This is a genomic window from Haloactinospora alba (assembly GCF_006717075.1).
Classification (GTDB): domain Bacteria; phylum Actinomycetota; class Actinomycetes; order Streptosporangiales; family Streptosporangiaceae; genus Haloactinospora; species Haloactinospora alba.
Map to the genome: position 1 here is coordinate 1,998,797 of NZ_VFQC01000001.1, position 12,691 is coordinate 2,011,487.

Below are 12,691 nucleotides of genomic sequence, written 5' to 3' on the forward strand. Positions count from 1 at the left end.
ACCGCACCCACCGACAGGAAGGACGAGCGTGGTTCACCAGGAAGCGCGGGAACCGGACACCAGGGGGAACGCGGCTCCCCCCTCTCGCCGCGAACGTCTGCGTGAGGCCACGCTGCGCGAGATCAAGGACATCGCGCGCCACCATCTCGCCGAGCACGGACCGGCTGGTATCTCGTTACGCGCCATCGCCCGGGAGATGGGTATGACCGCCCCGGCTCTCTACCGTTACTTCGCGAGCCTGGAGGAACTGCTGGAGAGCCTCGAGGCCGACTTCTTCGCCGAGCTCTCCGCCCACGTGCGCTCCTGCGAGGAGACGCTGCCCGCGGATGACACCGACGGTCGCATCCTCGCCTCCCTCCGGGCGTTCCGCCGATGGGCCCTGCGCAACCAGGCGGAGTTCGCGTTCCTGTTCGGCCCTCCCAGCCCGCAGCGGGAACGCGCCGCAGCGGGCACCGCGATCGAGGCGGGACAACGCTTCGCGGCGATCTTCTTCGCCCTGTTCGACCGGCTGCTCCAGGAGCACCGGTTCACCGTTCCAGACGAGGCCGAGCTCTCCCCCGCGCTGTGCCGCCAGCTGGAACTGTTCGCCCGCAACAACGGCTTCACCGACGACGTCTCCAACGGAGCGCTGCGCGTGCTCACCTCGTGCTGGATACGACTCTACGGACTGATCTCCATAGAAGCCTTCCATCACATGTCGTCCCTCATGGAGGACATGGAGCCCCTGTTCGAGTACGAGCTGAAAAACGTGCTCACCCAGCTGGGAGTCGACTACCGCGCTCCGTGAGACCGCTTTCGGGCGGACGTTCCCGCTTCCACTACCCTGCCCCTGTATCCCCACATAACGTGGGTTATCGCGATTCCCGAAGCGCAACACAACAGGCAGCACAACAGAAGGAACGCCCCAGTGGAGACCCCCCAGACCGGCGGACAGCCTCCCGGAACGGCCCAGACTCCCCCCTGCGGACCTGCCGGGCCCCAACCAGCGGGTCCACCCCCCGCGGCCCCTCCCCCTCCTCCGCGCCAGGACGGCCCGCCGCCCGCGCGGGGGAGTTCGACCGCCACCATCGCGGTAGCGGCGGGAGGGGCGACCTTCGCGGCTGTCACCGCCCTCGCCGTCGGAGCCACGATCCTCGTCAACGCCACGGACGACCCCGCGGCCACGGAGGGAAAGCAGGAAACGCCCGACCTCTCCCGCCACTACGAACGGAGCCTGGACGACGCCCCCTCAGCGGTGGACGTCGACGTCGCCGCGCATCCTCTCTACGGGGCCAGCCCCCCGGAGCCGAACGACTGCGACCTCCCCCGCGTTGACACGTCCTCGTCCGCTTCCTGGGAGGCGTTCAGCCAGGACATCGGAGACTGCCTCAACGACATGTGGCAACCCCGGCTGTCGGAACTCGGAATCCGCAAGGACGCCCCGTCCTTCAAGGCCAGTTCCGACATCCCGGACGACACCCCCCAGGAGGGGATGACGTTGGCCTACTACAAGGACCGGGAACCCAGCATCACCGTCGTCATCCCCAATGTCGCCAAGCTCGCCCGGCACGTTCCCGAGGAGCACCAGCAAGGGGTGTGGAGCGCGTTGCTCGCCCACGAGTACGGTCACCACGTCCAGCACGCGACGGGCATCCTGCAGCGAACCGCCGAGATGGAGGAGGACGCCCCAGCCGAGGAGGAAGCGCTGAACACGCTGCGCCGCACCGAGCTCCAGGCCGAGTGCCTGGGCGGAGCTGCCATGGGCCGGCTCGGGACCTTCCAGGACTCCGAGCTGGAGGAGATCAACCGTTTCCTCAACGGCGGAAGCGACCTGGAGACGCACGGGAGCGCGGCCAACCGCCAGTACTGGTTCGAACAGGGAACCGCCGGGGGAACTCTGGACGGATGCAACACGTTCGACGCCGACCGGTCCCGGGTGCGTTGAGTCCGCCCCTCAACGCCGCATGGCGGTGTAGAACTCGTCCCACCCCAACAGCTTCACTCGTTCCCCCCGACCCAGCGCGGCGGCCCGGTCCCGCTCGGCGCTCTCGATCGCCAGCCAGTCCTGGTACGTGGACACTGTCGCCCCACTCGCGTGAAGGACCTGATCAGCGGGAACCCGCTCGCCGCGCCGCGCGCGCAGGTCGTCGGCATCGTCCAACAGACTGCGCACACTGGCGGCGGCGTCGGACTTGTTCGTCCCGATCACCCCGGTGGCGCCGCGTTTGATCCAACCGGCGACGTACTCGCCGGGAAGAACCGTCCCTTCGGCGTCCACGACCCGCCCGTCGGCATGCGGCACGGTCCGGGAGTCGCTGTCGAACGGAACCCCGGGAAGCGGAACCCCCACGTAACCGATGGAGCGGAACACCATGCCGACATCGAACGTTTCGTACTCCCCGGTCCCGACGACCCGGCCGTCGGCGTCCAACCGGGTCGCCTCGGCCCGCAGTCCCCTGACCCGGTCCTCCCCGGTGACCGCGACCGGTCTGCGCCAGAAACGGAACTCGATGCTGCGCGGCAGCCCGGCGGGGACGCGTTGCGCCCAGTCGCGCAGGTACGTGAGGTTGGTACGCGCCGCCCGGGCGGCCTCGCGCATGGCCGGACCGTTGGGGTCGATGTCGACCTCGTCGGGGTCGACGACGACGTCGGCGTTGTCCAGCTCACCGACACCGCGCAGTTCCGGAGCGGTGAACTTCGCCTGGACCGGTCCTCGGCGGGCCAGCAGGTGGATGCGTCGTACCTTGCTGTCAGCGAGTACGTCCAGAGCCGGCTGGGGAATGTCGGTGTCACGCAGTTCCTCGGCGCTCTTGGCGAGGATGCGGACGACGTCGAGGGCGACGTTCCCCGCCCCCACCACCGCGACCTCCTCAGCGTCCAACAGGAACGATGCCAGTTCCGAGTCGGGATGACCGCAGTACCAGTTGACGAAATCCGTCGCGGCGACGCTTCCCGGGAGGTCCTCACCGGGGACCCCCATCCGGCGGTCCACACTCGCACCGGTGGCGTACACGACGGCGTCGTAGGCGCGCCCCAGCTCGCGGCGGGTGACATGCCGGCCGAACTCCACTCCGCCGACAAAACGCACCTCGGGGCGTTCCAGAACATCGCGCAGTACCCGCGCCACACCCTTGATCTTGGTGTGGTCGGGGGCGACGCCGTACCGCACCAGGCCGTAGGGGGTCGGGAGGCGGTCCAGGACATCGACGGCCACATGCTGACGGTCCTGCCGGGTGAGGGCATCCGCCGCGTATATACCTGCCGGACCGGACCCGATCACCGCTACCCGCAGGGGATCCTCGGAAGAGTTCATACCCCCATTGTTCCGTACCGCGCCAATCCGCAACGGGAACGCGGTGGCCGGTATCGGCCACACCCGTCCCCGTCTGCGGGACTCGACTCAGCGGGCGTGATGGGTTAGAGGCACCGTCCGGCGGACACGTGCCCTGCCTGCTGCACGGCGCCCCGGTACCGTGCCGGCCGCGACGAACGGCGGCCGGCGAACAGGCCCTAGTTGTACTGCCCTGAGAGGTTGGTGACGCGGGAGGCGGGAGGGCCGCTGATCGCGGTGTGGAACCGGTGGTGATTGTAGTGGTGCAACCATCCCTGCAACGCTTGGCGCCGCTCGGTTTCGGAACGGTAGGGGCGGGCGTAGGCCCATTCCTCGTTCAGGATCCGGTTGAAGCGCTCTACCTTGCCGTTGGTCTGGGGCCGGTACGGGCGGGTGCGCTTGTGCTTGACACCCTGCTCACGCAGCAGGTCCCGCCACACGTGGGACCGGTAGCACATCCCGTTGTCGGTCAGCACCCGCTGCACGGTGATGCCGGCTGAGGCGAAGAAGGCCCGGGCCCGTTCCCAGAAGGCGGTGGCGGTCTCTTTCCTCTCGTCGGCCAGGACCTCGGTGTAGGCCAGCCGGGAGTGGTCGTCGATGGCGTTGTGCACGTAGCTGTAGCCGTCCCGGGAGCGGTTCTTGCGCCCCTGGGTGCGGCCCAGCACCTTGTGTCCGCCCCCGTCGGGGATGTTGCCGAGTTTCTTGATGTCCACGTGCACCAGGTGACCGGGGCGTGAGGGGCCTTGCTGATTCCGGACAGGGAGTGAGCCGGTGATTTTACGCAGCTAGGCGCTGTTTCTCATGTTCCGCATAGATCTCTGATGGAGTGTTGTATCCCAGTGCGGAATGAAGACGCCTGTGATTATACCAGTGCTCGATGTATCGTGTAATGTCCCGTCGTGCTCGTTCTCGCGTGGGATACACCATCTGGTTCACACGCTCATTCTTCAACACCCCGAAAAATGATTCCGCCATCGCGTTGTCGAAACAAATCCCGGTTCGCCCCACCGACCGTGTCATCCCGACCGAAGCAAGGTAATCACCGAACTCCCGGGACGTGTAATTACTCCCCCGATCCGAATGGAACACCGCCCCCGCACGAACCTTTCCCTTGCCTGTCGCATGAGCGACAGCCCGGATGATCAGCGGAGTCCGGTAGTTGTCATCCATCGCATAACCAACCACTTCTTTCGTGCAGCAATCAATGACGGTGGCCAGATACACCCACCCGCTCCATGTCGGGATATAGGTGATATCCCCGACGAGTTTCACACTGGGCATGGGTGCGGTGAAGTCGCGGCCCACGAGGTCGGGGATCGCACCGGTATCCGCTGGTGTGGTCAGCGAGCTGCGCCGGGGGCGGGGTTGGCAGGGATGCAGCCCCATCTCGCCCATCAACAGACGCACCAGCTCCACTCCCACCGCAACGCCCCAGCGTTGCAGCTGGGCGCGGATCCGCCGGTGGCCGTAGGTGCCGTCGGCGTGGTCTACGGCGGTGCGGATCAGTAGCCGCAACTGTTGGCGGCGCTGAGACGTGGCGGATTCGGGCCGGGACCGCCATTCGTAGTAACCCGACCGGGAGACGTTCACGCATGCACACATGAAATCAACGGGGAAAGCGTACTCCGCGTGTTCATCGAACCGCATCGTCTCGATGAACTCGTATATGTCGCTTACGGACGATCCTTCGCGAAGTACGCGGCCGCTTTTTTCAAAAAAGCGATCTCCATGTCCTTCTCGCGGTTGAGTCGTTCCAGTTCACGCAGCCGGGCCCGCTCGGTCGTATCCAGTGACGGTGCATCGTCGGGAGTTTCTTTCCTGTATTTGCGCACCCAGTTCCGTAGTGTTTCCGAGCTGATCCCGAGCTCGTTGGCAACCCGGTTGATAGAGCGTTGACTCTCGATGACATGTTTCACCGCTTCATCACGGAACTCCGGCGAATATGCGTTTGCCTTGCCCAATGCTTCCCTCGTTTCCTTTCAGAACCATCGTATTGGCACTCTGTCCGGAAAACACGAGGCACCCCAGCGGTCGTGCTCGTAGCGGCGCACCGCCCGCCCGGTGGCCCGGTCGGTGTGGGCCAGGCGGGGGCATGTGTAGCGGGTCAGGATCCGGTGCACGGTCGAGGCGTGCATGCCCAGGTGCCCGGCGATGCGGGCCGGCCCCCACGCCCGGGTGCAGCGCAGTTTGACCACGCGGCGCTCACGCCGGGTGGGGGTGCGCCGCGGTGAGTGGCCCGGGCGGCTGGAGGCATCGGCCATGCCTGCCGGGCCCAGAGTGCGGTAGCGGTCGGCCCATCGTTGGGCGGTGGGAACCGCGACCTGGAAGCGCTCGGCGGCCCGGCGCAGGGGCCAGCCCTGGTCGATGACGCAGCGGGCCAGTTCCAAGCGCGAGGTAGGGGTGAGCTTGGCATTGGCATGGATAATGTGGGGCACGGAGGGCCTCCTGACCTACTTCAGGTGTTGGTCTTGGTCGATTCACACCTATGTCGGAGGCCCTCTCTTGTTGTCAAGCCCAGTCCGGGCTGTACTCAACCTCTGTGGTCAGTACACCTACTGAGGTTTTCGTTGGTTGGTTGGTTGTAGGACGGGGGTGGATTGTCAGGCCAGTGTGGGCGAGGAAGGACCAGGCGAGCTGGTCGTCGTTGCAGATGCGGGTGATGCCGGCCCGGGCGGCGTGGGCGGTGTCGGCGAGGTACTCGCCGGCGAGGTTGGCCAGTTCGGCGTTCTTCAGGCTGGCCCACAGCATCTCCACGGGGTTGAGCTCGGGGGCGTAGGCGGGCAGGCGTTCCACAGTCAGCCAGTCCTGCTCGGCGAGCCAGTCGCGCATGGCGCGGCTGCGGTGGGCGGGCAGGCCATCCCAGATCAGCACCACGCGCTCGCCGGTGTAGAAGTCTTTGAGGCGGGTGAGCACGTCGATCAGTGCGGTGGTGTCGTAGGTGCCGGGACGCAGGTCGAAGCACAGTCGCGCGCCGCGGCCGGGATCGGCGGCGTGATAGCCCACGGCCGCGGCCATGGATGCGCGTTTCCAGTTGCTCAGTCGGTGGCCCAGCACGGGGGTGCGTCCGCGGGGGGCGTAGGTGCGCCGCACCTGGGGCAACAGCGAGATGCCGGATTCGTCGAAGAAGACGATCCATGCCCGGTTTTCTAGGGCCCCCTTTTGATGCGCGGCCACTCGTGGGCCACCCAGTGGGCGATGGCGGCCTCGTCGCGCTCGGCGGCCCGGCGCACCGGGCGCTGCAGGCTCCAGCCCAGCCGAGCGGTCAGCAGCCGCCACACCGAGGCCGCCGACATCTGCACCCCGCACACGCGCTCGACCACGTGGCCCACCCGCCGCACGGTCCACAGATCGGAGTCGAAGCCGTGGGCGTGGGCTCCCTGCTCCAGCGCTCGGCGGACGTGCTCCACCTGGGCCTGGGTGAGCTTGGGTGCGGCCCCTGGGGCGGGACGGCGACGCAACGCGGCCGCCCCGCCCTGCTCCCAGCGCCGCTTCCAGCGGCGCACACTCTCGGCCGACACCCCGAGCCGGCGCGCGATCTCGGCCTGCGAGCAGCCCTGCTCCCACAGCTCGACGGCATGCATCCGCCGCGCCTCACACGACTGCGGCCGAGTCAACGGCGGCACAGCCTCAGGAGCGTTTCCGGTACCAGAAGGGAGAGACATGCCGCGATGCTCACACAATCTGACACCTCATACCCACAGAACCAACGAAAACCTCAGTAGTTCCGCATCGACTCGTCGCTCTCCAACTCGCGTTCCGCGTAGCGGGACACGGTCTCGGTGAGCTTACGGGCGATGTCCTGGGCGGTCAGTTCCATCTCCGCCAGCAGGTACTCCCGTTTCCCGTGTTCCGGGAACTCCTGGGGAACACCGAAGGTACGCACCGGGATGTCCATCTCCGCGTCGCGCAGCGAACGCGCCACGGCGTCGCCGACGGCACCCACCTTGCCGTTGTCCTCGACGACCGCGGCCACGCGGTGTCCGGCGGCCTCAGCGACGAGTTCCTCGGGAACGGGTTTCACCCAGCGCGGGTCGACAACGGTGACCCCGATGCCGTGGTCGGCCATCCGGTCGGCGACGTCGCAGCACACCTCGGCCATCCACCCCACGGCCACCAGCAGCAGGTCCTGGCTGTTGCCCTCGTCCGGGGAGCGACGCAGCACGTCCATGTCCCCGACCTTCTCGAGCGTCGGTATGTCCTCGGGAACCGCGGTCTTGGGGTAGCGCAGCACGGTGGGCGCGTCCTCCACCGCTACCGCCTCACGCAGCAGTTGCCGCATACGGGTGGCGTCCCGCGGCACGGCCATCCGCAGCCCCGGAACGACGTTCAGGACGGAGAGGTCCCACATGCCGTTGTGGCTGGGACCGTCGTCTCCCGTGACGCCTGACCGGTCCAGGCAGAACGTGACCCCCTGACGGTGGAGGGCGGTGTCCATCAGGATCTGGTCGAAGCAGCGGTTCAGGAAGGTGGAGTACAACGCCACCACCGGATGCAGTCCGCCCATGGCCAGGCCGGTCGCCGAGGTCGTGGCGTGCTGTTCGGCGATTCCCACGTCGTAGGTGCGTTCGGGATAGGCCTCCGCGAACGGAGCGAGCCCCGTGGGGTGCATCATCGCGGCGGTTATGGCGACGAGGTCGGAGCGTTCCGCGCCGAGCTTGACCATCTCCTCACCGAAGACCTTCGTCCACTTCAGTCCCGGCTTCGCCTGTTGCTCCCCCGTCTCGACGTCGAACGGTCCCGGACCGTGGAACTGGTCGACCGTGTGGTTCTCGGCGGGAGCGTACCCCTTGCCCTTCTGGGTCAGACAGTGCACGATGACCGGACCACCGTAGTCCCGGGCGCGGCGCAGGGCCCGCTCCACCGTCTGTTCGTCGTGGCCGTCGATGGGCCCCACGTACTTCAGCCCCAGGTCCTCGAACATCATCTGTGGCTGTATGGCGTCCTTCAAGCCCTTCTTCACCCCGTGCAGCGCCTCGTAGAGCGGCTGTCCCACCACCGGCGCGTGGTTCAGGGCGGTCTTGGCGAGGTCGAGGGCGTGTTCGTAGCCCTGGGTCATCCGCAACGACGCCAGGTGGTCCGCCAGTCCGCCCATCGTCGGGGAGTACGAGCGGCCGTTGTCGTTGACCACGATGACGACCCGGCGGTTCCTTCCCTCCGCTATGTTGTTCAGCGCCTCCCACGCCATGCCGCCGGTGAGGGCACCGTCTCCGATGACCGCGGCGACGCAGCTCCCGGTCTCCCCCCGCAGGTCCTGCGCCTTGGCCAGCCCGTCCGCGTAGGACAGCACCGTGGAGGCGTGGGAGTTCTCGATGAAGTCGTGCTCCGACTCGGCTCGGGAGGGGTAGCCGGACATGCCGCCCTGACGGCGCAGCGCGGAGAAGTCGCGCCGTCCGGTGAGGATCTTGTGGACGTAGGACTGGTGCCCCGTGTCGAAGAGAACGGGTTCCCGGGGCGACTCGAACACCCGGTGCAGCGCGACAGTGAGCTCAACCACACCGAGGTTGGGACCCAGGTGGCCGCCGGTACGGGAGACTGCGGAGAGGAGGAACTCGCGGATCTCGCCGGTCAGCGTTTCGATCCGCTCGGGTTCGAGCTTCTTCACGTCTTCCGGTGTGCGTATCGACTCGAGCAACGTCACCTCGTGTCAGCCCCCTCGTCCGGCATCGTGATACCAGCGGCCGCAGTGTCCCCGCGGTGCCACTGGACCACCTCGAGTTTATGTTCCGATGGGAACGGTTTTGCCCCGAATCTATCCCGGACCAGACGGACCGGAAGCTGCGACCGCCCCGTTCGCTGGAGGGACCCGCTTCCACAACGTCGCCATCTCCGCAGCTATCGAGGGAACGTCCCAGTGGGCGTTCAGGCCGCTGGGGTTCGGCAGTACCCACAGCAGAACGCCACCAACCGTCTCCTCCTGCTCTCCCACCCGCGCGTGGGGGCGGCCGAACGCCTGACGGTAGGCGGTGACACCCAGCACGGCGAGCGCGGCGGGCCGGTGGTCGGTCACCCGCTGGACCAGTTCCTGTCCTCCGGCCCTCAGCTCCTGGGCCGACAGCTCGTCAGCGCGCCCGGTGGCGCGGGAGACCAGGTTCGTGATGCCCATGCCCCACTGCGGAAGCAGGTGCTGCTCCGAAGGGGCGAGGCGCCGCGGCGTGAGTCCGGCGTGGTGCAGGGACGGCCAGAACCGGTTTCCGGGCCGTGCGAAATGCAGGCCCGTGTGGCCGGAGTACAGCCCGGGGTTGATGCCGCAGAAGAGGAGTCGCAGCCCGGGCGCGATGACATCGGCAACCGTGGCACCACGCGCGGCTGTCAGTTCGTCCTTGGTCGGTCCCGCCATCGGTACCGCAGCATACTCCTCTCAGCCCAGTGACCGCATGATCAGTACCACGCCGGACACGGCGACCACCGCCAGCAGCGCGGCACGCAGGATCCCGGCGTCCACCACGCGCCGCACCGGGCGCCCGGCGAGGAAACCGGCGATGACGCAGGGGACGAGCACCGCCCCGGTCCATACTTCCCGTTGCCCCATCTGCCCGGTCACCGTGAGTACGATCAGGGATATTCCCACCCCGAACAGGAAGAACGCGGCGAGGGTCGCGCGTACGCGTGGCCCCGACTCGTTCTGGTAGAGGAGCGCGAGCGGAGGGCCGCCGATCGACGTGGCGGTTCCCGTGACTCCCGACGCGGCTCCAGCGCTGAACAACGAGACCGGCGTGATGGGGACCCGTACCGACAACAGGCTCAGCCCGACCGCCACCAGCACCATCGATCCCACCACCGCCCCCAGGGTCTCCGGGTCCAGCACGGCGACGATCCAGGCTCCGGTGAGGGACCCGGGGACGCGGCCGGGAAGCCCCCAGGCCAGGCCGCGCCAGTCGACGTGGCGTCGTTCCGCGAGCAGGGACAGCAGGGGAAGCACCGCCGTCGCGATCAGGATCGCTCCCGGCATGAGGGACGGTTCGAGGAACGAGATCACGGGAGCGGCGATGAGCCCCAGCCCGAGGCCGATGCTGCTCTGCACCGTCGCGCCGATCAGCACCACGGTTCCGGCGATCAGGAAGAACGACATGTCGGGAAGGGCGACAGCGGATAAGGGCATTGGAACCGACGCTACATCCCCCACCAGGGACGGGTATCGACAGGTGGGGTGATCGGAACCTCCCATGCCGATGCACTGTCGTTCCGCTGTCCGGGAAACAGCGGGTTCCCCGGGCTCGTCCGGGGCGTCCCGGAGGGAGGGGAGGGAGGGGCCCCGGGACGCCCCGGTCCGGCCGTGAACCGGATCGGGAGTGGCGGCGGTACACGGCCGGAGCGGACGGTCACCCTCGCGCGTGGGCGCGTCGGGTCCGCCGCGAGACGGCGTCCAGCACGACAGCGATCAGCAGCACGACAGCCGTGATCATGAACCGCACGGAGGCGTCCATCTGCAACAGGTACAGCCCCGACTGGATCGCCCCGAGAACCAGCCCACCCAACAGTGCGGAGTAGGAGTTTCCGCGCCCTCCGAACAGGCTGGTGCCCCCGATCACGGCCGCGGCTATCGCCATCATCAGCTCGTCTCCCGCGGCGGTCGCCTGGCTCGCGGAGAAGGACCGGGAGACCAGCATGATGCCGCCGATTCCGGAGAGGGCCGAGGCGAGTCCGAACACCGACACCCGGATCAGGTCGACATTGATTCCCGCGCGGCGGGCCGCTTCCGCGTTACCGCCGACGGCGAAGACCATCCGCCCGTAGCGGGTTTTCCGCAGCATCAGGTCGAAGGCGACCACGAACCCCACGAAGATGAGGAAAGCCAGGGGCACGCCCTTGAACTGGTTGAGTACGGCCACCGCGGCCAGGGCCGGAACGGCCAGCAGGACCGTCCGGACCACCACCTCCACCGTGGGTTTGGCCGCGAGTCCCGCGGAGGCGCGGCGCCGCTCGCCGGCGTACGTGGCGGTGAAGTACCACACGATCGCGGCGCAGGCGATGGCCCATCCGACCGCGGGAGGGAAGTAGGTCTGGGTCAGGCCCGCGATGAGACCGTCGTAGGAGATGTTGATGGTGCCCTCGTCACCGAGCAGGTAGAGCTGTGCCCCCTGCCAACCGATCAGCCCGGCCAGCGTTACGACGAGCGCGGGAACCCCGATCTTGGCGAAGATCGTGCCGTGGATGATCCCGATGGCGGCCCCGGTGGCGACGGCACCGGCGAGGGCGGCCCATTCGGGCACTCCCTGTGTTGTGGCGAGGACGGCCAGCACCGCACCGGAGACACCGGCGACCGACCCGACCGATATGTCGATCTCGCCGAGCAGCAGCACCATGATCACGCCGGTCGACATCAGCCCGATACCGACGATCTGCACCGTGAGGTTGGACAGGTTCTGTGGCGAGAGGAAGCGGTCGTTCAGTGTCTGGAAGACCACGCAGATAACAACCAGGCCGACGAGCACGGGCAGCGGTCCCAGCTCACCACCGCGCAGGCGGCGCATTCCCGCCTCCATCAACCCGCGGGGCGAGATGGTGGTGACGATCATTCTCGGATCGGGCCCGGTGGCCGGAGAGTCGTCCGGCCCTGTGGCGACAGGGGTCTGTTGTGCCATCACGCCTCCTCCGTTCCCACCGCCGAGGAGTGCTCGGCACGCAGGGTGGCCGAATTGTCCGCCGCGCCGGTGATAGCCGCCACGATCTCCTCGTAGGCGGTGTCCTCGACCCGGAAGTCTCCCGCGTTGCGCCCCAGTCGCAGCACGGCCGCACGGTCGGCGACCGCCCGGACGTCGGCCATGTTGTGGCTGATCAGGATGATGGCGTGCCCCTGGTCGCGGAGGCGTTCGATCAGGTCGAGCACCTGGGCGGTCTGGGCCACCCCGAGCGCCGCGGTCGGTTCGTCCAGCATCACGACCTTGGGGGATCCCAGGAGGGAACGCGCTATGGCGATGATCTGCCGCTGGCCTCCGGACAGTGTCGCGGCGGGAACCCGCAGACTGGGGACGTTCACCGCGAGCGAGTCCAGGAGCTCCTTGGCGCGCCGCTCCATCTCCAGCTCGTCCAGGACCCCGTGGCGCATCTGCTCAGCACCGAGGAACAGGTTGCCCACGATGTCGAGATTGTCGCAAAGCGCGAGGTCCTGGTAGATCGTAGCGATCCCGAGCCGCTGCGCGTCACCGGGCTTGGTGATGCTGACCTCCTGGCCCTCCCACAGGATGCTGCCCGTGTCCGCCGGCCCCACGCCCGCGATCGCCTTCACGAGCGTGGACTTGCCGGCGCCGTTGTCGCCCAGCACCGCCACGACCTCTCCGGCGGCCACCCGCAGGTCCACCCCGGCAAGCGCCTGGACGGCACCGAATCTCTTGGTAATCCCGGAAAGCTCCAGGACCGGTGTACTCATTGGCTTTCCTCTGC

The 12,691-nt window shown here is 67.8% G+C and carries 11 protein-coding genes and 2 pseudogenes; 2 read left to right on the top strand and 11 right to left on the bottom strand.

The window, feature by feature from the left end:
• The first annotated feature begins 28 nt into the window (after positions 1-28).
• Positions 29-787 (top strand): TetR/AcrR family transcriptional regulator, encoded by a 759-nt coding sequence (locus FHX37_RS08985; RefSeq protein WP_246062208.1) that lies wholly within the window; start codon positions 29-31, stop codon positions 785-787.
• A gap of 120 nt (positions 788-907) precedes the next feature.
• Positions 908-1,924 (top strand): neutral zinc metallopeptidase, encoded by a 1,017-nt coding sequence (locus FHX37_RS08990; protein ID WP_246062209.1) that lies wholly within the window; start codon positions 908-910, stop codon positions 1,922-1,924.
• A gap of 9 nt (positions 1,925-1,933) precedes the next feature.
• On the opposite strand, the gene FHX37_RS08995 is transcribed toward FHX37_RS08990, so the two are convergent.
• The 11 genes and pseudogenes from FHX37_RS08995 to FHX37_RS09050 form a co-directional block, all read right to left on the bottom strand.
• On the bottom strand, positions 1,934-3,292 hold the full coding sequence (locus FHX37_RS08995) for an FAD-dependent oxidoreductase (RefSeq protein WP_141923494.1): 1,359 nt from the start codon (positions 3,290-3,292) through the stop codon (positions 1,934-1,936).
• A 197-nt stretch (positions 3,293-3,489) separates the two neighbouring features.
• Positions 3,490-4,978 (bottom strand): annotated as a pseudogene (locus FHX37_RS24070) (IS3 family transposase).
• 5 nt (positions 4,979-4,983) lie between these two features.
• Entirely contained in the window at positions 4,984-5,271 is a 288-nt protein-coding gene (locus FHX37_RS09010; RefSeq protein WP_141921957.1) for a transposase, read from the bottom strand.
• 60 nt (positions 5,272-5,331) lie between these two features.
• Positions 5,332-5,736, bottom strand: a pseudogene (locus tag FHX37_RS09015) (helix-turn-helix domain-containing protein); the annotation flags it as partial.
• Positions 5,737-5,818: 82 nt separating this feature from the next.
• The gene (locus tag FHX37_RS09020; RefSeq protein ID WP_246062210.1) at positions 5,819-6,484 is read right to left on the bottom strand and encodes a transposase; all 666 of its coding nucleotides are present in this window, start codon (positions 6,482-6,484) and stop codon (positions 5,819-5,821) included.
• The gene (locus FHX37_RS09025; RefSeq protein WP_170181534.1) at positions 6,457-6,891 is read right to left on the bottom strand and encodes an IS630 family transposase; all 435 of its coding nucleotides are present in this window, start codon (positions 6,889-6,891) and stop codon (positions 6,457-6,459) included. Before FHX37_RS09025 ends, FHX37_RS09020 begins: the two co-directional genes overlap by 28 nt.
• 134 nt (positions 6,892-7,025) lie before the next feature.
• Positions 7,026-8,948 (bottom strand): 1-deoxy-D-xylulose-5-phosphate synthase, encoded by a 1,923-nt coding sequence (gene dxs / locus FHX37_RS09030; RefSeq protein WP_141923497.1) that lies wholly within the window; start codon positions 8,946-8,948, stop codon positions 7,026-7,028.
• Between the two features lie 111 nt (positions 8,949-9,059).
• Positions 9,060-9,647, bottom strand: coding sequence for a G/U mismatch-specific DNA glycosylase (mug, locus tag FHX37_RS09035; protein ID WP_141923498.1), 588 nt, complete (start codon positions 9,645-9,647; stop codon positions 9,060-9,062).
• Between the two features lie 21 nt (positions 9,648-9,668).
• The gene (locus tag FHX37_RS09040; RefSeq protein ID WP_141923499.1) at positions 9,669-10,409 is read right to left on the bottom strand and encodes a sulfite exporter TauE/SafE family protein; all 741 of its coding nucleotides are present in this window, start codon (positions 10,407-10,409) and stop codon (positions 9,669-9,671) included.
• A gap of 220 nt (positions 10,410-10,629) precedes the next feature.
• The gene (locus tag FHX37_RS09045; RefSeq protein ID WP_141923500.1) at positions 10,630-11,892 is read right to left on the bottom strand and encodes a sugar ABC transporter permease; all 1,263 of its coding nucleotides are present in this window, start codon (positions 11,890-11,892) and stop codon (positions 10,630-10,632) included.
• On the bottom strand, positions 11,892-12,677 hold the full coding sequence (locus FHX37_RS09050) for an ATP-binding cassette domain-containing protein (RefSeq protein WP_141923501.1): 786 nt from the start codon (positions 12,675-12,677) through the stop codon (positions 11,892-11,894). Before FHX37_RS09050 ends, FHX37_RS09045 begins: the two co-directional genes overlap by 1 nt.
• Positions 12,678-12,691 lie beyond the last annotated feature (14 nt).

Coding starts and splice junctions, on each gene's coding strand:
- FHX37_RS09025 (WP_170181534.1), bottom strand. CDS start 6,891: ATGCATGCCGTCGAGCTGTGGGAGCAGGGCTGCTCGCAGGCCGAGATC.
- FHX37_RS09040 (WP_141923499.1), bottom strand. CDS start 10,409: ATGCCCTTATCCGCTGTCGCCCTTCCCGACATGTCGTTCTTCCTGATC.
- FHX37_RS09045 (WP_141923500.1), bottom strand. CDS start 11,892: ATGGCACAACAGACCCCTGTCGCCACAGGGCCGGACGACTCTCCGGCC.
- mug (WP_141923498.1), bottom strand. CDS start 9,647: ATGGCGGGACCGACCAAGGACGAACTGACAGCCGCGCGTGGTGCCACG.
- FHX37_RS08995 (WP_141923494.1), bottom strand. CDS start 3,292: ATGAACTCTTCCGAGGATCCCCTGCGGGTAGCGGTGATCGGGTCCGGT.
- FHX37_RS09050 (WP_141923501.1), bottom strand. CDS start 12,677: ATGAGTACACCGGTCCTGGAGCTTTCCGGGATTACCAAGAGATTCGGT.